Raw genomic sequence first — 18,921 nt, 5'->3', positions numbered from 1 at the left:
TAAATAGTAGCAAAATATACAATATGCAGGTATTAACACACCATACAGTTGACACAGATAGTTAAATAAATAGTCCTATTTGTTGTTAAAAAACCTATGCAGATAAATCAGCTGATTGAAACCTATGATCGCGGGGCGGTAGATTATGATGCGATTATGAAGCGTTACTGGCACATTGAACGCGAACCCCTAATTGCTTCTTTGCAGCTTCAGCCAGGACAAACCGTGCTAGATGCTGCTGTAGGAACGGGTCTTAATCTTTCAGCTTACCCGGAAGGAGTAAAGGTTGTGGGTATCGATCTTTCTGAAAAGATGCTGGATGAAGCACGTAAAAAGCACGTATCCGCAGATATCGCTTTCAAGATGTCGGATCTCTGCAATCTCGATTTTCCTGATAATAGCTTTGATGCAGCAGCATCGGGATTTACCTTTTGTGTGGTTGAAGATCCAGTTCTTGCTCTTAAAGAAATCTTACGAGTTACCAAGCCTGGTGCATTTATTGCCATTCTCGATTACTGCAAATCGCAAGATCCAGAGATTCAAAAATGGCAAGAGTTAATAGCTGATAGTAGTTCACAACTAGGCTTCCCTACTGGCAAAATCAAGTGGGATGCGTTGATGGATTATGACGAATTGATTTACAACAGTAAGCTGACGATTGAAGTGCTTGCGGACGATCGCATAGAAAGTCCAAACCCGTTCTCATGTGGTTGTCAATTGCTGCTGAAAAATTCAAAAGGTTAAAAACAATAGGATCGCACTCACTACACAAGAGTGCGATGTTTACGACAAGCCTGATCACAAGTAATTTTGAAACAGTTCTAGAACATGTTGCCAAGCATCAGGAGCAGCTTCAGGATTGTAACTTGGGTGTTGTTCTATAAATGGATACTTGTCTTTGAAGAATCCGGCGAAGAATCCGTGTCCTGCATCGTATCGAAATACACGATGATTGATATTATGTTTCTTTAATTCTGCTTCAATTTGCTCGTTTTCTTCTTGCGAAACTAATGCATCTCTTGTACCAAAAAAGGCATAAATAGTACCTTTAATTTCTGAGGTGCGATTAATAGTTGGAGTCTCTTCACCATAACTGGAAGTAGTAATCCCACCACCATAGAATGAAGCTGTGGCTTTGATATCGGGTAATGTTGCAGCCATGTAAGCAACATGACCGCCAAAACAGAAACCAATCACACCGATCGCATTATCTTTGACATTGGGTAAAGTTTTAAGGTAGGTAATGGTAGCTTGAATATCGCTGAATATCTCTTGATATTTTACTTGTTGATAGTATTCCAACCCCAGCCTATAGCTTTCTGGACTAAACCCAACATCTTCTGGGCTAAAGTCAGCTTCAAAACCGGGAGCAGTACGTTGATACATCGCTGGGGCGATCGCTACATAACCTTGTTTAGCGATTAGTTCGGTGATATCTCGAATATTACTGTTGATTCCAAAAATTTCTGGAAAAACTATAACTGCGCCAAAGGTTCCATTTTGTGCTGGTTGAGCTAAGTAAGCATCGATTTCTAAGCCATTGTTAGGTATTTTGACTTTTGCAGTATTAATTTCGATGTTTGTTGTTTCTACCATCTTTGTTTCGGCTACTTTTATACTAACTCATCTATTTTGACTGTTTTTTGATACCAATGGGTGATGTCTACAACGAGCAAAAACACCAAGAGTATTGCTTTACTCAATAGATATGATATTTCCAGAAATTAAATGTGTGTTAACCAGAACCTTTTTAGAGGGGTAGTTCTATTACCTATATCTATGCAAATCAGATGAATTTCTAACTTTTGAATAAATAGCATCTCAAACTTCTGGATGATACTAATGGTTTTGAATTTGTGCGACCTTACATAAGGTAAGCATAAATCAAAATTAATAACCAGAAGAAAAAACAATGCCAGATCAAAGTTTTAGAACAAATATTCCAGAAGTTGATCCAACAGAGATAGAAGATAATCGAACTGCGATCGCAGATGAACATCGCTCATTTCTAGAAAAAGTCCAGGTCAAAGCCGGATTTGCAGATCCCTATGATGCCAGAGACTTTACCGAAGTTGTGTTTCGCGTCATGCGGGACTTAATGACCACAGAAGCTAGCGATCGCGTTGAGGCAGAATTGCATACAGAGGCAGTGCCTACCGATGAGAAAGCGCTCCAGTTTGAAGTGTCTGATTTGTGGAAAGACACCAATCCAATTGTGGGATTTTTGAGCCGGGTTCGTCCACCCTTCAAAGGCCCAGGTATCTTCAATATCGATTCCGATCGCTTCCTGTTCCGAGTTGCTAATGAAAGTGGAATGCCGCGATCGGTCGAACGAGAGCAAGCGGTTAAAGCAGTGTTTTCTGCCACTAAAGACGAACTTTCCGAAGAGCGGATTCAGGAAATTGCTAGCTGGCTACCTGATTATGTCCGTGGGCTTTGGGAGCAAGCTTAATTAGAAACGTGAAAAAGTCTGTTTGCGATGATTACTCGCAAACAGACTTTTTCAATAGGTTTAGTCTACACCAAACTCTGTATACTGCCGTACATGAGGTGCGTGATATGCGATCGCAATATCTTGCTTAGGCACACCCTCGCTCACAAGTTGATCTGCAAGTGCATCCTCCGTTCCGTCATGCTGCACCCAAATTTTCCCATCTTTAATATCTACATACAGCACACAGCCGTAAATTCGGGTACTGCTATTCTTCCATCCCACATGCATAAGCTGATAGTGGTCTTTTGTAATATCAAAAATGGTTTGACTTTCTATTGGAGCGTTCCCAGAATGCAAGTTTGCCCGCGCCGTCAATAATCTCTGAATTAGTTCACGATACAAATTTAGCTTATCCATTCTGCAATCTCCTGTTTTTTTGTGCAGCATCTCGTAGAAAAGAGAAGATATCCCCTCACAATCAAATTTGTGACAAAATAGTTTTGTTGCCCTACAGCTAATGTAATCGGCTAAGACCTATGATTTCTACCATCAAGCGCCGCTACAGTTTAGATGAATATCGCGCAATTGAAGAAAAAGCCGAAGGACGCAGCGAATATCGAGATGGAGAAATTGTACCCATGCCTGGAGGAACGCTCAAACACAGCCGCATCAGTGGCAATATTTTTGCCTTTTCCAAATTTTTGCTGCGTGATACTCAATTCGAGCCAATTAATAGCGATTTACGGCTGTGGATTCCCGAACATCGACGCGGAGTATACCCAGACGTAATGATTTTTGACGGCGAACCGCAACTAAATGCTGAACGTTTAGATGAAGTCTTGAATCCTACTTTGATTGTTGAAGTTCTATCTCCTTCCACCGCAGATTACGATCGACAAAGTAAATTTCGGATGTATCGATCAATTCCAAGTTTTAGCGAATATTTATTAGTCGAGCAAGATGAACCTTTTGTGGAACGCTATAGTAAACAACCAGAAGGTTGGTTGCTTAGTGATTTTAGCGGTTTAGAGGTATCTATTTCTTTAGATTCAGTTGCGATCGCATTATCAATGGCAGAAATTTATCGCGGCGTTGTTTTTTAGTAAATCAGCTTTGTGACGATGTATGCTTTGGGAGGGGTGCGATCGCTATCACTCACTGTTAATTTAACTTTGTTTATAAACCATTTCTATTTTCAACTTATCAAGCTCCAATCTCAACTTGTCATTCTCCATCCTTAACTTAGCATTCTCTTCCCTAATCAACTCAACTTCATTTTTTTTACTCAACGCCTGATTAATCGCCAACTTCCGCATATCTAGCGAAAACCAACGCTGATAAGTTTGTGTATGAACTTGCACACTATGCCCCAAATTATCCGCCGCCGCTTTAATTGGTATCCCCAAAATATGCGCTCGAATTGCCCAAGCGTGACGTAAATCATAAGGTTTAAAATCTAATCCTATTTTGCGAAACCACCAACTAACTCGTTGTGTTAACGCCGTTATCTCAGCATGATTAGTGTTATCTTTTTTAGCGATCGCACTCCCCAACATCTCCAAATATTTAGGATTTCTCAAATCAAACTCCTTAATCCATTGTCTATATAAAGGTAATGCTTCTCTCTCACCAGTCTTACAATCTTTATGAACTTTCCATGTCAAATCGACATTTTCTTCACTTAACCACCAATCAAGATCGGGATTAATAAAAAGTTCCCGTGGACGTAAACCAAAAACTGCTAACATTCCATACGTCCAACGCCAAAGTTGCCAACTATCTTGAACATTTTGATTAACTTGATTTCCTCTGTTATGCAAATAATCTTCAAACTTGATAATTCCATCAGCTATTTCCGCATCTGTAGGGATAGTGCGGGAGTTATTCTCAGGCATCTTGGAATATTTAGATAAATCAATTTCGATTTTAAATGTCATGCAAAATGCTGATATAGCTCTAACTGCATTATATTTAGCCCATTCTTTATCGATTTGCTCAATTGAACTTATCAAATTTTCAGCGATCGCTAAATCTTTGGGATTCGTAAATCGTTTAGTTCGGGAAAAGTAATAAAAAAAAGTATGCTCGCTTTTCGTAGTTCGTTTATGAGTCTTAAAATACTCTTCTTCAAATTGCTCAAGTAATTCTCCTATAGTCTTAAATCCTTTCTTAACTGCCTCATTACCTAAATATTTATCATTCCATTCAAAAGTTTTCCGAGCGATTAACTTTCCTAATTCGTATGCTTCTTCCTCAGCCGTCTTCAGTCCATCCAAATTAGAGGGAATATTCAAACTGATATTGTATTGTTTTTTCCCAGTACCATTGCTATCTTTATCTCCCGGCTTAATTGGTAACGTCGCCCGTAATTGCAGACTTCCATTTGATTCTCTAATTGTCACCTTTGCCTTTGCAGACTTCAAACGCAGATTAACTTTCTCTAATTCTAGTAGTACTTTCGTTCTCATGTGTTCTTTTTGCTGCTGTGCTTGCAGAGATGAGCAAAAAAACGGGCGATTTTTTAACCGCCTTAGCTCAGGACAACATTTAGATGATGCGTGAGTCCTGAACCTAATTATGCTGTCTTTTTAGCCTATATTTAGCCTAAAAATAAATGTGTTATCAGTGAACAATGTTTAGCAGAGACATTGCTTACTGCAAACATTAGACAGTTGAAAATAATTAAACCACCAAAAGGATTACTCCGGCCCTTATCACGGTTATGACGGCTTCGCCATCTTCGCACGTGACATGGACTTGGCACTCAACAGCCCAACCTGGGGATTAATTGGCGCTCCTTGGAATGAAAAAGCTCAGGCTAAGAAGGCTGAAGCTAAGGCTAAGGCTGCCGTTTAGGGAAATGGGAGAGAGAGATAAGTAAGGATAACCTGGGGCTAAAACCCCAGGGGGGAGTTGGGAATACTAAATTCAAAATTGAAAGATTAAAAATTCGTTTTGATTTTTGCATTTTGAATTTTGAATCATATTTCCACTCCCGCCTTAAATCTTCATTCCTCGATTAGTAAAGAATTCAGTAACCTTGGAGATCCAGAAATGCCTCAGAATCCTGAAAAAATTCAAGATCACGTCGAGTTATTCCACCAACCGGAGTACAAACAGCTATTTGAAAACAAAAAGCAGTTTGAAAACGGTCACGAAACCGAAGAAGTTCAACGGGTTGCAGAGTGGACAAAAGGTTGGGATTATCGTGAAAAGAACTTCGCTCGTGAAGCTTTAACCGTTAACCCTGCTAAAGGTTGTCAACCATTGGGAGCAATCTTTGCTGCTGTTGGTTTTGAAGGTACTCTACCTTTCGTTCAAGGTTCTCAAGGTTGCGTTGCTTACTTCCGCACCCACTTAACCCGTCACTACAAAGAGCCATTCTCTGGTGTATCTTCTTCAATGACTGAAGATGCAGCCGTGTTTGGTGGTCTGCAAAACATGATCGACGGCTTGGCGAACTCTTACCAACTGTACAAGCCTAAGATGATCGCTGTCTGCACCACCTGTATGGCAGAAGTAATTGGTGATGACTTACAGTCTTTCATCAACAATGCCAAGGAAGCTGGTTCAGTTCCTCAAGATTTCCCAGTACCTTACGCTCACACCCCTAGCTTTGTTGGTTCCCACATCACTGGTTACGACAACATGATGAAGGGAATTCTTTCTAACCTGACCGCAGGTCATAAGAAAGAAACCAGCAATGGTAAAATCAACTTCATCCCAGGTTTTGACACCTACGTAGGCAACAACCGCGAAATCAAGCGGATTGCTTCTTTGTTCGGCTTTGATTACACAATTCTAGCCGACAACAGCGACTACCTGGATTCACCAAACACAGGTGAGTTCAATATGTACCCAGGTGGTACAAAGCTAGAAGATGCAGAAGATTCAATTAATGGGAAAGCAACGATCGCTCTGCAAGCACACTCTACCCTCAAAACCCGCGAGTACATCGAAAAAGAATGGAAGCAACCAACCTCAGTTTCCCGTCCTTGGGGCATTAAGGGTACTGATGAGTTCTTGATGAAACTCAGCGAATTGAGTGGTATCCCCATTCCTGAACAATTGGAAATTGAACGCGGTCAGGCAGTTGATGCCATGACTGACTCCCACTCATGGATTCACGGCAAGCGCTTCGCTATCTACGGCGAACCAGATTTAGTATACAGCGTTGTTGGCTTTATGCTAGAAATGGGTGCTGAACCTGTGCATATCTTGGTTCACAACAGCAACGACGTATTTGAAGCAGAAATGAAAGAACTGCTTGCTTCTAGCCCCTTTGGTAGCAATGCAACTGTTTGGGGTGGTAAGGATTTGTGGCACATGCGTTCATTGTTGTTCACCGAACCAGTAGACTTCTTAGTTGGTAACACCTACGGTAAGTACCTGTGGCGCGACACCAAGATTCCCCTCGTGAGAATCGGCTACCCCATCATGGATCGCCACCACCTACACCGCTACGCCACCATTGGTTATCAAGGTGTAATCAACTTGCTGAACTGGGTTGTAAATACTCTGTTTGAAGAAATCGATCGCAACACCAACATTCCTTCTAAGACAGATATTTCCTACGACTTGATTCGTTAGAAATTGCGTAGAAACACAACGTGTTAATTAAAGGGTGAAGAAGGGGAATAGGGAGTAGGGAATAGGGAATAGGGAAATATTCAAACCCAATGCCCGATGCCCAATGCCCAATCCCCAACTCCCCTTTTTCTTGATAGCATTTACCCAAGGAATTTATCAATGGAAACCATCAATCACACTCACGAACATACTCACCCTCATCCTCATCCTAATTACCATCCACCTAATCAGAAAAAGCCAGGGTGGTTCCACAATCTTCTTAATCCGTTGCGTGCTGTAGTGGATGGAATTCAGGTTAAAAATAATCGCATCGCTCATCTAATTTGCCAAACAATTCCTTGTTGTTGTCCCTTTGAGCGACAAATTAAATTATTTGGGAAGTCTATTGATATCCCACCACTATGTAAACTCAATCCTTTATATGACGAATTTGTAGGATTGCGTTTTCGCGCTCTATCTTACCTTGCTGATGTATGTGGAGAGGATGTCACGAAATACATTTGTTAGTCATTGGTCATTAGTCATTAGTCATTGGTCATTAGTTGTTAGTTGTTAGTTATTCAAAGGACAAATGACAAAGAACAAATGACAAAGGACAATTAACAATTAAGAGAAGAGAGATGAAAAGCACCCAAGGCAAAATCAACGAGCTGCTGACTGAGACAGGATGCGAGCATAATCAGCACAAACAAGCGGAAAAGAAAAACAAATCATGCGCTCAACAGGCACAACCTGGCGCGGCTCAAGGGGGCTGTGCCTTTGATGGTGCAATGATTTCTCTAGTACCGATCGCAGATGCAGCGCATTTAGTCCACGGGCCGATCGCCTGTGCTGGTAATTCCTGGGGCAGTCGTGGTAGTCTGTCGTCTGGCCCTCAACTCTACAAAATGGGCTTTACGACTGACTTGGGTGAGAATGATGTCATCTTTGGTGGCGAAAAGAAGCTCTACAAAGCGATTCTGGAACTCAAAGAGCGCTACCAACCCGCAGCAGTATTTGTCTATGCCACTTGCGTTACAGCCTTAATTGGCGATGATATGGATGCTGTCTGCAAAGCTGCGGCTGAGAAAATTGGTATTCCTGTTGTTCCTGTCATTGCTCCAGGATTCATTGGCAGTAAAAATCTCGGCAACCGTTTCGGTGGTGAAGCTTTATTAGAATATGTTGTCGGAACAGCAGAACCGGAACATACAACGCCCTATGATATTAACTTAATCGGTGAATACAACATCGCCGGTGAAATGTGGGGAGTCACACCACTGTTAGAAAAATTAGGCATCCGCATTTTGTCTAAAATTACGGGCGATGCTCGCTACGATGAAATTCGCTACGCCCACCGTGCCAAGCTCAACGTCATGATCTGCTCACGAGCGCTGCTCAATATGGCGAGAAAGATGGAGGAGCGTTACAACATCCCCTACATTGAAGAGTCTTTCTACGGCATCGATGATATGAATCGCTGTCTGCGAAATATCGCTGCTAAATTAGGCGATCCCGATCTACAAGAACGCACAGAAAAGCTAATTGCAGATGAAACGGCTGCTTTAGATTTGGCACTAGCTCCTTATCGCGCTCGACTCAAAGGTAAGCGGGTTGTTTTGTATACAGGTGGTGTCAAGAGTTGGTCGATTATCTCGGCGGCTAGAGACTTGGGTATTGAAGTTGTTGCTACCAGTACTCGGAAAAGTACTGAGGAAGATAAAGCCAAAATCAAGAAGTTGCTCGGCAACGATGGCATCATGTTGGAGAAGGGCAACGCTCAAGAATTGCTACAAGTGGTTAAAGACACCAAAGCAGATATGCTGATTGCTGGTGGACGTAACCAATACACCGCTTTGAAAGCTCGAATTCCTTTCCTTGATATCAACCAAGAACGTCACCATCCTTATGCAGGTTATGTGGGAATGATTGAGATGGCGCGGGAATTGTACGAAGCTTTGTATAGCCCGATTTGGGAACAAATACGTAAACCCGCTCCTTGGGAAGAAGAGGAAGTTTAATGGCGATCGTCACTGTTTCCAATAAATCACTGACAGTTAATCCCCTCAAGCAAAGTCAAGCTTTGGGCGCAACCTTAGCCTTTTTGGGATTGAAAGGGACGATGCCCTTATTCCACGGTTCTCAAGGTTGTACTGCTTTCGCAAAAGTTGTCTTAGTGCGGCATTTCCGGGAAGCGATTCCTCTAGCTACCACAGCAATGACAGAAGTCACTACTATCTTGGGTGGTGAAGAGAATGTCGAGCAAGCAATTCTGACTCTGGTGGAAAAGGCTAATCCAGAAATTATTGGTTTATGTAGTACTGGGTTAACGGAAACTAGAGGCGATGATATTGAAGGGTTTCTTAAAGAAATCCGCGATCGCCATCCCGAATTGAATGATTTAGCGATCGTTTTTGCACCAACTCCAGATTTTAAAGGTGCGTTGCAAGATGGTTTTGCTGTTGCTGTCGAAAGCATAGTTAAAGAAATTCCTCGCGCGGGTGGACTCAGAACTGAACAAGTCACGGTTTTGGCGGGTTCTGCTTTCACACCTGGGGATGTACAGGAAATCAAAGAGATAATCACGTCCTTTGGATTAGTGCCGATCTTTGTACCTGACCTTGGCGCTTCTCTAGATGGACATTTAGAGGATAATTATAGTGCGGTTACAGTCAATGGAACTACCTTAAAACAGCTACAAGAAGTAGGTAGTTCTGCTTTCACCCTGGCATTGGGTGAAAGTATGCGGGGTGCAGCCAAAATATTGGAAGAACGCTTTGGTACACCTTACGAAGTGTTTGGCGAACTGACAGGATTAGAACCAGTAGATGAATTTATCCAAGCATTAGCGTTTCTGAGCGGTAACAGCGTACCCGAAAAATACCGCCGCCAACGCCGTCAGTTGCAAGATGCGATGCTAGACACCCACTTTTACTTCGGTGCAAAACGAGTTTCCTTAGCACTGGAACCAGACTTATTGTGGTCAACAGTGCATTTCCTGCAATCGATGGGTAGTCAAATTCATGCTGTGGTGACAACCACGCGATCGCACCTTTTAGAAAAACTCCCAGTTAAAAGCATCACCATCGGCGACTTAGAAGACTTTGAGAGTTTAGCGGGTGGTTCTGATTTGCTGATTGGTAACTCGAATGTGGGTGCGATCGCTAAACGGCTCTCGATTCCTCTTTATCGTCTAGGATTGCCCATTTATGACCGCTTAGGTAATGGTCAATTTACCAAAGTTGGCTATCGAGGCACGATGGAACTTGTGTTTGGCATCGGCAACCTGTTTTTAGAGGCAGAAGAAGCGAGAGTTAAGCAGTTTCAAGAGTTCGGAACTGTGAGCGCTGAGTTTTGAATTAACAGTTGAAAATTCAAAACAGTTCAGTTAAAAGTCGATCCTCCCTAACCCTCCTTAAAAAGGAAGGAATAGAGCAAGTCTTAAATTAGCCCCCCTTTTTAAGGGGGTTGGGGGGATCTTCCGAGGCTAAATATCACTAACTGAACCATATTGCTTCAAAATTCAAAACTTTAGAGAGGAAAATGACGATGAAGATTGCCTTTACGACGAGTGACGGAGTTCATATTAATACTCACTTTGGAGGATCAGAACAAATTGATGTTTATGAAATTTCAGATGAAGGATATAAATTTGTAGAAGCTATCAAATTTAATTATGAAATCAAAGAAGAGAATAATGAAAGTAAACTCGCGCCAAAAATTGAAGCATTAGGTGACTGCACAATTGTTTATGTTGTAGCAATTGGTGGAAGCGCGGCTGCTCGGTTAATCAAGAAAGGTGTCACCCCAGTGAAGGCGCGATCAGAAGAAGAAGAAATTAGTGAAGTGCTAAATAAGCTAGTGAAAACCCTCAAAGGTAATCCTCCACCTTGGTTACGTAAAGCTTTACAGCCAAAAACCAAAAACTTTGCTGATGAAATTGAAGACGAAGCAACAGTATGACCACAAATAATAGTGTTAACGGAACTGCTACAACTGAAGTCTTGAATTCACCTTTCCTTAAGGTATTAATCAAACAAATCCGTGGTCAAGACAGCTATGGAGTTTATCGTACTTGGTCGGATGAGTTGATTCTCAAACCCTTTATTGTCACCAAACAAAAGAAACGGGAAATCTCCGTTGAGGGTGAAGTAGATGCAGTAACTCAAGCTCGAATTATGGTATTTTTCCGAGCCGTAGCTGCTGGGATTGAACAAGAAACAGGTTTAATCTCCCAGGTTGTAGTTGATTTGAGTCATGAAGGATTTGGCTGGGCGCTAGTTTTTTCTGGTCGTCTTTTGCTAGCTGTGAAAACCTTGCGAGACGCTCAACGCTTTGGCTTTGACTCAGTAGAGAAATTAGCAGAAGAGGGAGAAAATTACGTCAAAAAAGGTCTTGATTTGGCGAAACGTTTTCCTGAAGTTGGCAACCTGTAGGAGTGCTGATTGTGCAAGCAGAAGAAACGAGTATTGAGGAGTTACAAGGGCAAATCAGACGGCTCAACAGCAAAGCAGGTCAAATGAAAATGGATCTGCATGATTTAGCTGAAGGTCTGCCAACAGATTACACACAACTTATGGATGTTGCAGCTGCAACTTATGAAATCTATCGCCAGTTAGATGAGCTTAAGCAACATCTGAAACAATTGGAGAATGCAAAATGACTGGAACAATTGATGAATTCAAGAAGCTCATAGATGCAGAAGAATTTTTTCACTTCTTTAATATGCCCTACGACTTAGAAGTTGTGAATGTGCATCGTCTACATATTCTGAAAAAGTTTTCTCAACACATTCAGGAAATTGATGATAATTCTTCTGACTTGAGTCAAGAAGAGAAATTAAATCAATATTCTTTGGCTTTGCAAAAAGCTTATCAGTTATTTACCGAATCGACAGCTTACGAACAAAAGCTGTTCAAAGTGTTTAACGACAAGCCGAAAAATGTAGTCACACTGACAGAAATCACTTCTGATTAGGAGGTATAAATTGGTTAACCTAACGCCTACCGAATTAGAACGCTATCGTCGCCAAATGATGCTTCCGAACTTTGGCGAAACAGCACAGAAACGCCTGAAGTCAGCGACAGTTTTGGTTACAGGTGTGGGAGGATTAGGCGGTACGGCGGCGCTTTACTTAGCAGTAGCGGGCGTTGGGCGGCTAATCCTAGTCCGGGGTGGTGACTTGCGGCAAGATGATATGAATCGTCAGGTTCTTATGACTGATGATTGGGTAGGTAAGCCAAGGGTATTCAAAGCTAAAGAAACTCTGGATGCGATTAATCCTGATGTCCAAGTGGAAGCTGTTCATGATTACATCACCCCGGAAAATGTAGATTCGTTAGTGCAATCTGCTGATATGGCTCTTGATTGCGCCCACAACTTTACAGAGCGCAATTTGTTAAATGAAGCCTGTGTGCGATCGCGTAAGCCAATGGTGGAAGCCGCAATGAATGGGATGGAGGCTTACCTGACAACGATTATTCCTGGTGTGACTCCTTGTTTATCTTGTCTGTTTCCAGAAAAGCCTGATTGGGATCAGCGCGGCTTTTCAGTTATAGGCGCTGTTTCTGGGACACTAGCTTGTTTAACAGCACTGGAAGCTATCAAGTTGATCACCGGGTTTAGTCAGCCTCTATTATCGCAATTGCTGACAATCGACCTAAATCGGATGGAATTTGCTAAACGCCGTTCTCACCGCGATCGCTCTTGTCCAGTATGCGGCAATAGTGCGCCTTGGAGACACGCGCAATCTAATTCTATGGAACCTACAGGGATTGCACAAAATAGTTAATTTTCGTCCCCACCTGAAATTAGACAACTAATCGCTACAAATCAGGAGACTTAATGGCCGTTATTTTATCAGAAAAAGCAGAATTTCATCTGCGGGCATTCCTCAAAGGTTCAGCACCCGACGCTAATGGCGCAACTAAAGGTGTCCGCATCTCTGTAAAAGATGGTGGTTGCAGTGGCTACGAATATGCAATTGATATCACCAGCAAGCCCCAACCAGATGATTTGGTAAGTCACCAAGGCAAAGTGGTCGTTTACGTTGATGCCAAAAGTGCGCCCTTATTAGACGGAGTTATCGTTGACTTCGTTGAGGGAGTGATGGAAAGCGGTTTTAAATTCATCAACCCCAACGCAACTGATACCTGCGGTTGTGGAAAGTCCTTCAAAACAGACGACGGTACGCCTACTGGTGTACCTTGCAGGTAACATCATTCCGTTAGCACCAAGTCTGATTGGAGAGGCTTTCTGTAGATGCGGTAAGCGTTCGCGGAGCGTCTCTAAGAGTTGCCATACCGCAGGCTTATCGCCTTGCCTTGAGGTAGCTTCTCGTTCGCGTTGCATCCCTTGCCCCTATAGAGAAGCCAACTCAACTTAGCATCTCCGTAAGAAGAAGGGGAGCAAAAGTAGGATAGGTTGCTCAAAAACTTCGGAAATTAAACCAACTGTATAACGTTTGAGGAGAATCGGAAAATGGCTTCCTACCAAGTTAGATTAATCAACAAAAAAGAAGACCTCGACAGCACAATTGAAGTTGACGAAGAAACTACAATTTTAGAAGCAGCAGAAGAAAATGGTATTGAGTTACCCTTTTCATGTCATGCAGGCTCTTGCTCTAGCTGTGTAGGCAAAGTTGTCGAAGGTGAAGTTAATCAAGACGATCAAAACTTTTTAGATGACGATCAGGTTTCTAAAGGATACGCTCTACTTTGTGTAACTTATCCTCGTTCTAATTGCACAATTAAGACTCATCAAGAAGCGTATCTCGTTTAAACTATTACTTTGGTTGCTGCCTTTAGTAACCAAATAAACAATGAAGGATGAAGGATGAAAATAGACTTCATTTTTCATCCTTTAAAATTGCAAATTTATAATTAAAATGTTTACCTGCTTCAGTGTAACTGGTTATTCATTAGAATTATTAACAATAAGAGAGCAAGGAGTCGTCACTTTCTGTAAAAGTCACGATGAAATAATCTTAAGTAAACTGATATTAATAGGTATATTAACAGGAAATATTATTACTTTAAAACAAAATTTTCCTTCATTTGTTATTAAAATGGAAAACACATCTTTAACACTAAACACAGAAAGTATCCGCGCTATTTATATTCCTATTATTAATAATTGAATTAATTAACATATAATAATATTTTCTAACGATAATTTAACTTCGTAATTAATAGCTTATATAAAAACCATTTATTATAACTACGAATTAAGAATTACGAATTAAAAATTACATTGGACTCACTCCTTTACTTATTAATTCCAGGAGTGAGGTTACGAAATTTAGAGATATCAATGCAATTCGGTATTAGAGATAGAGCCGCTTGCAATAAAAGGCAATTTACCTATTTTTACTCGACAGCAACTATCACATCTGATGATTTAATCACGGCATAAGCCTCCTTGCCTTCTGCAAGTCCCAGCTTTTCTGCTGATGATTTTGTGATTATTGAGACTAACTCTACTCCTGGTGCAATTTCTAAAGTTACCTCAGTATTAACTGTGCCAGGTACAACTTTTGTTACAGTTCCTTTGATAGAATTACGAGCGCTAATTTCCATGTTTCGTTTGTGCTTTACTTATTTATACCTAAATAAACTAACAAATTTGGCTTGAAAAAGGAAAACTTTTGAGATTTCTTAATAAGTTTCAGCATGATAAAGTAAATCTCACCGTAATATCTCTGCTTTATTAAACACAAGGTTCAATGGAAAGATGATATCAAATTTGAGCTTTATCAATGGGTTTAAGTTCATTATTAAAATTAGGAAAATTCTCACCACAGTGTATTAATGACTACTTACCAAAAAATGTATTTGCTATTAGTCTAGATTATCAACTGACATTGTAAAAAGTACTACATTTTAATTGTTTTTAAATATTCTTTTTTAGATATATCTGGGGATCTTTAGAAATGATTCATAATTCAAACTTATCAAAGTGATAAGATATAACTAAGCTAAATTGTTGCTAGTTAACTTAGTATTCGACTAACCCAAAATTGCTAGATGAGGGTGGGGAGCAAGGAGCAGGTAAAAGATTTTTTCGTTTTACCTAACTTTTGAATAAATAGCGAATTTGATTTGGTAGACTACTAGACTTTAGTTACTTGGATAGCATTCTAAAATAATGGTGGGCAATGCCCACCATTAAGTTTTTCAAGCATAAATCTGCTTGAAAGCTGCTTAGTTTTTTGCCCTTAAAAGAACAATTATGAGTCAAGTAAACAGTAAAGATTTGAGTGAAGCAACAAGCCAATGGTTAATAGCAAGAGGCTATAATGCTGGGGATTTGAATCAACCAAGAGAAAATGGCGATACAGCTTTGATGAAAGCTACAAGAGAGGGAGTTTATGAAATTGTTAAAGAATTAATTGATGCAGGCGTAGATATCAATGCTCGAAATAGCGATCGCAACAATGCTTTATGGTTTGCTTGTTTTGGTAATCACTACGATTTAATTAATTTAGTGTTGGCTCATAACATTGACATTAACAATCAAAATGATAACGGTGCAACTGTTTTAATGTACGCAGCATCAGCCGGAAAAACAGAAGTCGTCAAGTTACTTTTAGAACATAATCCTAATTTATATTTAAAGAACTTAGACGATTATAAAGCCATAGATTTTGCTAGCAACGTAGAAGTATTAAGGATAATTAAAAATGCCATCAAGTCAGATATCGGGCAAAGCTTATCATGACGCTACCAAGCATTCTTACTTATCGGTACAACTCGATCCAAATTATGTAGATGCTTCAACACAGCCATCTTCATTTAAAGTTTATCCTAAGTTTTATCGGAGAGTGAAATTAAATCTCAATAATCCTGTTCATTCTTTTATCTCCTTAACCAGTGCGATAACGCTGGAAAAAGTATACAAAGATGGCCCTTATAAACTGCGGGTGAATCCATCAGCAGGCGCTCTGTATCCTACGGAAGTTTACGTACAGGTTCGCGGCATTGAGGGAATGGTAAATGGTATATATCATCTAGAAGTTGAGAATAATTGTCTAACTCTCATCTATGAATTAATTGATGATGGGTTGGAGAATGATATTATACCAGGTAAAAGTATCAACGGATTCATCTTTTTAATTAGTTGTGTTTATTATAGGTCTAGCTGGAAATATCAAAATAGAAGCATCAGATATTGCTTCTTAGATAGCGGACACCATTTAGGTGCGATCGCAGCTTCAGCTTTTCTCCATAATCGAGATATACAACTAATTTTTGACTTTGATAAACTCACTCTCAATTCAGATTTGGGATTTGAGAATAAAGAGTTTATTACTGCTTGTGCGGTGTCAGGAGAAATACAAGATAAGAAAATTAGGCGCTTAAGGCTGAAAATTCCTTTTGTCTCTGGTACTGATTATTTTGAATCTAATCAATTTATTGAAGATGCCTATCAAGCAACTACTCTACAAAATAGTAGCCAGCAGAAATTAGAGTATCCTCAATTTGACTTTGACAAGGATAAACTTTATCAAGTTGTTTGGAATAGACGTTCTATTAGACGTTTCCGGAAAGAGTCTATTTCTCAAGAAGATTATTTATATATAGTGCAGCAACTTGAGCAATCAATACCGACAGAAAACTATGAGAAAATAGAAATTTACTCAGTCGTGCATCGAGTAGAAAGAATGACACCTGGGTTATATAAAGGTACGTATCTGGTTAAGACAGGTAATTTTAGTGAAAAGACAGGTTACTTATGCATTAATCAGGCTATCGCTAAAGATGGCGCTGTAACTTTATTTTTTGTGTCAGATTATTTAAACTATCAGACTGCTATGCAAATAGCTGGTTTTCTGGGACAGAGACTTTATTTAACTAGTAATTATTTGGGAATTCAGTGTAGTGGGATAGGTGCTTATTATGATGACGAAACCCAGGAATTATTAGAAACAAATAAAGATGTACTTTATGGAATGGTGATTGGGATATAAGCAGGAAGCTAAAGAGATATGCCTAGAAAGATGTATTACTTAAATGGTGATGACTCACATCCAATACAACCGACATCAGCAGATATTATACTGCGACAGCAACTAGAATATTCTATTAGTAGATACTTTTATGACGCTTGCGATCGCACAATTCAAAATCTTCTATCTGATTGTCGGTGGTATGTCACAACCCACGCCAATGCTCTGACATTGGTAATTGAATGTCCCGATCAAGTTATTAATTGGCGTGTTCTGCAAAAAATCGTGCCAATGGGGACATTGCTACATGGAATTGTTAGCAGTGCTAAAATCCGTGTTTGTCCACCAGAAAGTCAAGGTGTACCTTTTGAAATGAGGGTAGATGAACTTTCGGTTTATCGGGATTGGGCGTAATTCGATTTTGGATTTTGGATTAGTTAATATTCTGTTTGATAAGTGCAGCTACCTCTTCAAAAACTAAATCAGCAGAATGTTTGATAGCAGGGCTTAATTCAAGTCCCAAAGCAAGATTTGCCGCCTCAATTAAATAAACTGTCACATCTTCGGGAAAGTCATTGTGAAAGATTTTCCGTCCGGCGGCTAAAGCATTATCCCAGCGAAAATCGTGCAAGTTATAACTAGGTTCGGGCATTGCTTCCAGTTCTCTTCCTGGAACTTTAAACACAGCACCTGGTTCAGAACCTGTTGAACTTGCATCAATAATTACTAATTGTTTACTACCTCTAGCTTGAAACATTACTTCCATCCCTGCGGTGCCACAGTCATAAACTCGCACATGAGGATGAGGGTTTTCAGCTAGATATTTTTGTAAGCGTTGGGCAATGATTACGCCTACAGCATCATCACTGCGATTGAGATTGCCGCAACCGATAATAGTGAGCATGGGATAATGGCGATCGCTCCTACGAAGCAATGTATAGTTTAGGCAATCAGTAGTGACTGAAACAGAGGCTTTGAGTAAATAATACAGACAAAGCCTCTGAAAAATAATTTATTAGCAGGAAACTAGAACTCTACACCATGTTTCTTGGCAACTTCAGTAAGTTTATCATACTGATCTTGTGACACTTTAGTTAATATCTCTTCAGCCTGTTCTTTAGTACTTCCCTCTTTAGGAATTAAGTACTTGATATAAAGAGACACGAAATCGGCTGCGATCGCTAAACCGGATAAAGCGTGTTTGTCAGCTTCTTTGCCAGCGATCGCAGCTACCAAACCCGCTTTAATTGGATCTGGTTTAACTTTCATGAACTGCTCGACAAGTTTAGGAACGTAGTCTTCTGGTGGCAAATTATCTAACTTACTTCTATCTGGAGTAAAGTTACATTCTGCGGCTTGAGCTTGCTCTAAAACACACCATTCTATGTATTCTTGCAATGCTGCATCGGGAACGCGAGGAAGATAATTATGTAGCGCTAAATCAGACACAAGCTTACCGTGTAAATTGCTGTTTTATGCAAATGCATTAATGCAAGCCTAACTCACTGTTTATCGAAGTTTTAGTATGTTACGCTACGACTGTTGAATCAGCTGATTGTGTAAATGATTAATCCTGAATCTAAGCCATGTTTGCGTGTTTATCAGCCATTGCCTATAATTACGCAACGAGAAGAGACAGAAGCAATTTTGAGTCATGGATCATTTGATGAGTTGATGGTGTTACTGCTGGCGTTGGGCGAACATTATCCCGACTGGAAATATGCTCAAGATGTGTGCCTTAAACTTGCCAAACATGCCGACGATCGCATTCGTGCTAATGCTTGCCTAGGGCTGGCCTACGTGGCACGTACCCAAGGTAAATTAGAAAAGCACTTAGTTAAACCACTGGTATTGCGGGAATTACGAAGTCAAACTGAATGGCGGTGGCGGATTGAAGATGCGATCGCCGATATTAATAACTATCTCGGTTGGCCTTTAGCCCAAGCTAGGCTGGGAAAATAGTTTTTTATTC

24 protein-coding genes and 2 pseudogenes are annotated in these 18,921 nt (G+C 40.4%); 20 read left to right on the top strand and 6 right to left on the bottom strand.

What is annotated here, in order from left to right:
* Positions 1 to 96 precede the first annotated feature (96 nt).
* Complete coding sequence (locus V7K42_RS04505) at positions 97 to 744, top strand: class I SAM-dependent methyltransferase (RefSeq protein WP_334913928.1); 648 nt, start codon at positions 97 to 99, stop codon at positions 742 to 744.
* Between the two features lie 54 nt (positions 745 to 798).
* Here the strand turns inward: V7K42_RS04505 and V7K42_RS04500 are convergent, their stop codons facing one another.
* The gene (locus tag V7K42_RS04500; RefSeq protein WP_334913926.1) at positions 799 to 1,596 is read right to left on the bottom strand and encodes a dienelactone hydrolase family protein; all 798 of its coding nucleotides are present in this window, start codon (positions 1,594 to 1,596) and stop codon (positions 799 to 801) included.
* 316 nt (positions 1,597 to 1,912) lie between these two features.
* On the opposite strand from V7K42_RS04500, the gene V7K42_RS04495 reads away from it, so the two are divergent.
* Positions 1,913 to 2,452 carry a DUF2267 domain-containing protein gene (locus V7K42_RS04495; RefSeq protein ID WP_334913924.1) on the top strand — a complete coding sequence of 180 codons (540 nt, stop codon included), beginning with the start codon at positions 1,913 to 1,915 and terminating at the stop codon, positions 2,450 to 2,452.
* A 60-nt stretch (positions 2,453 to 2,512) separates the two neighbouring features.
* Here the strand turns inward: V7K42_RS04495 and V7K42_RS04490 are convergent, their stop codons facing one another.
* A complete protein-coding gene (locus V7K42_RS04490; RefSeq protein WP_334913922.1) occupies positions 2,513 to 2,851 on the bottom strand; it encodes a XisI protein in 339 nt (112 codons plus the stop codon).
* Positions 2,852 to 2,970: 119 nt separating this feature from the next.
* Here V7K42_RS04490 and V7K42_RS04485 point away from each other — a divergent pair, with 119 nt between their 5' ends.
* Positions 2,971 to 3,537 carry a Uma2 family endonuclease gene (locus tag V7K42_RS04485; RefSeq protein WP_334913920.1) on the top strand — a complete coding sequence of 189 codons (567 nt, stop codon included), beginning with the start codon at positions 2,971 to 2,973 and terminating at the stop codon, positions 3,535 to 3,537.
* A gap of 63 nt (positions 3,538 to 3,600) precedes the next feature.
* Here the strand turns inward: V7K42_RS04485 and V7K42_RS04480 are convergent.
* Positions 3,601 to 4,944, bottom strand: a pseudogene (locus V7K42_RS04480) (site-specific integrase); the annotation flags it as partial.
* 178 nt (positions 4,945 to 5,122) lie between these two features.
* Here V7K42_RS04480 and V7K42_RS28880 point away from each other — a divergent pair.
* The 13 genes and pseudogenes from V7K42_RS28880 to V7K42_RS04420 all read left to right on the top strand — a co-directional run.
* Positions 5,123 to 5,290: pseudogene (locus V7K42_RS28880) on the top strand (nitrogenase molybdenum-iron protein alpha chain); the annotation flags it as partial.
* A 198-nt stretch (positions 5,291 to 5,488) separates the two neighbouring features.
* Positions 5,489 to 7,024 (top strand): nitrogenase molybdenum-iron protein subunit beta, encoded by a 1,536-nt coding sequence (nifK, locus tag V7K42_RS04475; protein WP_334913918.1) that lies wholly within the window; start codon positions 5,489 to 5,491, stop codon positions 7,022 to 7,024.
* A gap of 159 nt (positions 7,025 to 7,183) precedes the next feature.
* On the top strand, positions 7,184 to 7,531 hold the full coding sequence (locus V7K42_RS04470; protein ID WP_334913916.1) for a Mo-dependent nitrogenase C-terminal domain-containing protein: 348 nt from the start codon (positions 7,184 to 7,186) through the stop codon (positions 7,529 to 7,531).
* 113 nt (positions 7,532 to 7,644) lie between these two features.
* The gene (gene nifE / locus V7K42_RS04465; RefSeq protein ID WP_334913914.1) at positions 7,645 to 9,024 is read left to right on the top strand and encodes a nitrogenase iron-molybdenum cofactor biosynthesis protein NifE; all 1,380 of its coding nucleotides are present in this window, start codon (positions 7,645 to 7,647) and stop codon (positions 9,022 to 9,024) included.
* Positions 9,024 to 10,361 (top strand): nitrogenase iron-molybdenum cofactor biosynthesis protein NifN, encoded by a 1,338-nt coding sequence (gene nifN, locus V7K42_RS04460; RefSeq protein WP_334913912.1) that lies wholly within the window; start codon positions 9,024 to 9,026, stop codon positions 10,359 to 10,361. The genes nifE and nifN overlap by 1 nt, the downstream gene beginning before the upstream one ends.
* Positions 10,362 to 10,552: 191 nt before the next feature.
* Complete coding sequence (gene nifX / locus V7K42_RS04455; protein ID WP_334913959.1) at positions 10,553 to 10,966, top strand: nitrogen fixation protein NifX; 414 nt, start codon at positions 10,553 to 10,555, stop codon at positions 10,964 to 10,966.
* Positions 10,963 to 11,439, top strand: coding sequence for a NifX-associated nitrogen fixation protein (locus V7K42_RS04450; RefSeq protein ID WP_334913910.1), 477 nt, complete (start codon positions 10,963 to 10,965; stop codon positions 11,437 to 11,439). Before nifX ends, V7K42_RS04450 begins: the two co-directional genes overlap by 4 nt.
* 11 nt (positions 11,440 to 11,450) lie before the next feature.
* Positions 11,451 to 11,666: a CCE_0567 family metalloprotein gene (locus V7K42_RS04445; protein WP_174710309.1), complete on the top strand. Its 216-nt coding sequence runs from the start codon at positions 11,451 to 11,453 to the stop codon at positions 11,664 to 11,666.
* On the top strand, positions 11,663 to 11,980 hold the full coding sequence (gene nifW / locus V7K42_RS04440) for a nitrogenase-stabilizing/protective protein NifW (protein ID WP_334913907.1): 318 nt from the start codon (positions 11,663 to 11,665) through the stop codon (positions 11,978 to 11,980). Before V7K42_RS04445 ends, nifW begins: the two co-directional genes overlap by 4 nt.
* Before the next feature lie 10 nt (positions 11,981 to 11,990).
* Positions 11,991 to 12,794 carry a HesA/MoeB/ThiF family protein gene (locus V7K42_RS04435; RefSeq protein ID WP_334913905.1) on the top strand — a complete coding sequence of 268 codons (804 nt, stop codon included), beginning with the start codon at positions 11,991 to 11,993 and terminating at the stop codon, positions 12,792 to 12,794.
* Positions 12,795 to 12,847: 53 nt separating this feature from the next.
* The gene (locus V7K42_RS04430; RefSeq protein ID WP_334913903.1) at positions 12,848 to 13,219 is read left to right on the top strand and encodes a HesB/IscA family protein; all 372 of its coding nucleotides are present in this window, start codon (positions 12,848 to 12,850) and stop codon (positions 13,217 to 13,219) included.
* Positions 13,220 to 13,483: 264 nt separating this feature from the next.
* Positions 13,484 to 13,783, top strand: coding sequence for a 2Fe-2S iron-sulfur cluster-binding protein (locus V7K42_RS04425; RefSeq protein WP_323201379.1), 300 nt, complete (start codon positions 13,484 to 13,486; stop codon positions 13,781 to 13,783).
* A gap of 106 nt (positions 13,784 to 13,889) precedes the next feature.
* The gene (locus V7K42_RS04420) at positions 13,890 to 14,141 is read left to right on the top strand and encodes a FeoA domain-containing protein (RefSeq protein WP_334913900.1); all 252 of its coding nucleotides are present in this window, start codon (positions 13,890 to 13,892) and stop codon (positions 14,139 to 14,141) included.
* A 229-nt stretch (positions 14,142 to 14,370) separates the two neighbouring features.
* On the opposite strand, the gene V7K42_RS04415 is transcribed toward V7K42_RS04420, so the two are convergent.
* Positions 14,371 to 14,580, bottom strand: a complete 210-nt coding sequence (locus tag V7K42_RS04415) for a TOBE domain-containing protein (protein WP_334913898.1) — start codon at positions 14,578 to 14,580, stop codon at positions 14,371 to 14,373.
* Between the two features lie 652 nt (positions 14,581 to 15,232).
* On the opposite strand from V7K42_RS04415, the gene V7K42_RS04410 reads away from it, so the two are divergent.
* Genes V7K42_RS04410 through V7K42_RS04400 form a run of 3 tightly spaced genes read left to right on the top strand, consistent with a single transcriptional unit; the run spans position 15,233 to position 17,363 of the window.
* On the top strand, positions 15,233 to 15,721 hold the full coding sequence (locus V7K42_RS04410) for an ankyrin repeat domain-containing protein (RefSeq protein ID WP_334913896.1): 489 nt from the start codon (positions 15,233 to 15,235) through the stop codon (positions 15,719 to 15,721).
* Entirely contained in the window at positions 15,684 to 16,970 is a 1,287-nt protein-coding gene (locus V7K42_RS04405; RefSeq protein WP_334913894.1) for a SagB/ThcOx family dehydrogenase, read from the top strand. Before V7K42_RS04410 ends, V7K42_RS04405 begins: the two co-directional genes overlap by 38 nt.
* Positions 16,971 to 16,988: 18 nt before the next feature.
* Positions 16,989 to 17,363 (top strand): hypothetical protein, encoded by a 375-nt coding sequence (locus V7K42_RS04400; RefSeq protein WP_334913893.1) that lies wholly within the window; start codon positions 16,989 to 16,991, stop codon positions 17,361 to 17,363.
* Positions 17,364 to 17,382: 19 nt separating this feature from the next.
* Here V7K42_RS04400 and V7K42_RS04395 read toward each other — a convergent pair whose 3' ends face one another.
* Both V7K42_RS04395 and V7K42_RS04390 read right to left on the bottom strand, forming a co-directional pair.
* The gene (locus tag V7K42_RS04395) at positions 17,383 to 17,853 is read right to left on the bottom strand and encodes a hydrogenase maturation protease (RefSeq protein ID WP_334913891.1); all 471 of its coding nucleotides are present in this window, start codon (positions 17,851 to 17,853) and stop codon (positions 17,383 to 17,385) included.
* A 122-nt stretch (positions 17,854 to 17,975) separates the two neighbouring features.
* Positions 17,976 to 18,398 carry a hypothetical protein gene (locus tag V7K42_RS04390; protein WP_334913889.1) on the bottom strand — a complete coding sequence of 141 codons (423 nt, stop codon included), beginning with the start codon at positions 18,396 to 18,398 and terminating at the stop codon, positions 17,976 to 17,978.
* 114 nt (positions 18,399 to 18,512) lie between these two features.
* Here V7K42_RS04390 and V7K42_RS04385 point away from each other — a divergent pair, with 114 nt between their 5' ends.
* Positions 18,513 to 18,911, top strand: a complete 399-nt coding sequence (locus V7K42_RS04385) for a hypothetical protein (protein WP_334913887.1) — start codon at positions 18,513 to 18,515, stop codon at positions 18,909 to 18,911.
* The last annotated feature ends 10 nt before the right edge of the window (positions 18,912 to 18,921 follow it).

The sequence above is a fragment of the Nostoc sp. genome (assembly GCF_036917455.1).
Lineage (GTDB): Bacteria > Cyanobacteriota > Cyanobacteriia > Cyanobacteriales > Nostocaceae > Nostoc.
Note: the sequence above shows the minus strand (reverse complement) of the source record. Positions and strands in the feature narration are given on the sequence as shown.

Excerpts from the sequence above, each read along its gene's own strand:
- V7K42_RS04470 (WP_334913916.1), top strand. The coding sequence starts at position 7,184 with ATGGAAACCATCAATCACACTCACGAACATACTCACCCTCATCCTCAT.
- nifW (WP_334913907.1), top strand. The coding sequence starts at position 11,663 with ATGACTGGAACAATTGATGAATTCAAGAAGCTCATAGATGCAGAAGAA.
- V7K42_RS04415 (WP_334913898.1), bottom strand. The coding sequence starts at position 14,580 with ATGGAAATTAGCGCTCGTAATTCTATCAAAGGAACTGTAACAAAAGTT.
- nifX (WP_334913959.1), top strand. The coding sequence starts at position 10,553 with ATGAAGATTGCCTTTACGACGAGTGACGGAGTTCATATTAATACTCAC.
- V7K42_RS04405 (WP_334913894.1), top strand. The coding sequence starts at position 15,684 with ATGCCATCAAGTCAGATATCGGGCAAAGCTTATCATGACGCTACCAAG.
- V7K42_RS04385 (WP_334913887.1), top strand. The coding sequence starts at position 18,513 with ATGATTAATCCTGAATCTAAGCCATGTTTGCGTGTTTATCAGCCATTG.
- V7K42_RS04505 (WP_334913928.1), top strand. The coding sequence starts at position 97 with ATGCAGATAAATCAGCTGATTGAAACCTATGATCGCGGGGCGGTAGAT.
- nifK (WP_334913918.1), top strand. The coding sequence starts at position 5,489 with ATGCCTCAGAATCCTGAAAAAATTCAAGATCACGTCGAGTTATTCCAC.
- V7K42_RS04495 (WP_334913924.1), top strand. The coding sequence starts at position 1,913 with ATGCCAGATCAAAGTTTTAGAACAAATATTCCAGAAGTTGATCCAACA.
- V7K42_RS04425 (WP_323201379.1), top strand. The coding sequence starts at position 13,484 with ATGGCTTCCTACCAAGTTAGATTAATCAACAAAAAAGAAGACCTCGAC.
- V7K42_RS04420 (WP_334913900.1), top strand. The coding sequence starts at position 13,890 with ATGTTTACCTGCTTCAGTGTAACTGGTTATTCATTAGAATTATTAACA.
- V7K42_RS04490 (WP_334913922.1), bottom strand. The coding sequence starts at position 2,851 with ATGGATAAGCTAAATTTGTATCGTGAACTAATTCAGAGATTATTGACG.
- V7K42_RS04400 (WP_334913893.1), top strand. The coding sequence starts at position 16,989 with ATGCCTAGAAAGATGTATTACTTAAATGGTGATGACTCACATCCAATA.
- V7K42_RS04485 (WP_334913920.1), top strand. The coding sequence starts at position 2,971 with ATGATTTCTACCATCAAGCGCCGCTACAGTTTAGATGAATATCGCGCA.
- V7K42_RS04500 (WP_334913926.1), bottom strand. The coding sequence starts at position 1,596 with ATGGTAGAAACAACAAACATCGAAATTAATACTGCAAAAGTCAAAATA.
- V7K42_RS04395 (WP_334913891.1), bottom strand. The coding sequence starts at position 17,853 with ATGCTCACTATTATCGGTTGCGGCAATCTCAATCGCAGTGATGATGCT.
- V7K42_RS04450 (WP_334913910.1), top strand. The coding sequence starts at position 10,963 with ATGACCACAAATAATAGTGTTAACGGAACTGCTACAACTGAAGTCTTG.
- nifN (WP_334913912.1), top strand. The coding sequence starts at position 9,024 with ATGGCGATCGTCACTGTTTCCAATAAATCACTGACAGTTAATCCCCTC.
- V7K42_RS04430 (WP_334913903.1), top strand. The coding sequence starts at position 12,848 with ATGGCCGTTATTTTATCAGAAAAAGCAGAATTTCATCTGCGGGCATTC.
- nifE (WP_334913914.1), top strand. The coding sequence starts at position 7,645 with ATGAAAAGCACCCAAGGCAAAATCAACGAGCTGCTGACTGAGACAGGA.
- V7K42_RS04410 (WP_334913896.1), top strand. The coding sequence starts at position 15,233 with ATGAGTCAAGTAAACAGTAAAGATTTGAGTGAAGCAACAAGCCAATGG.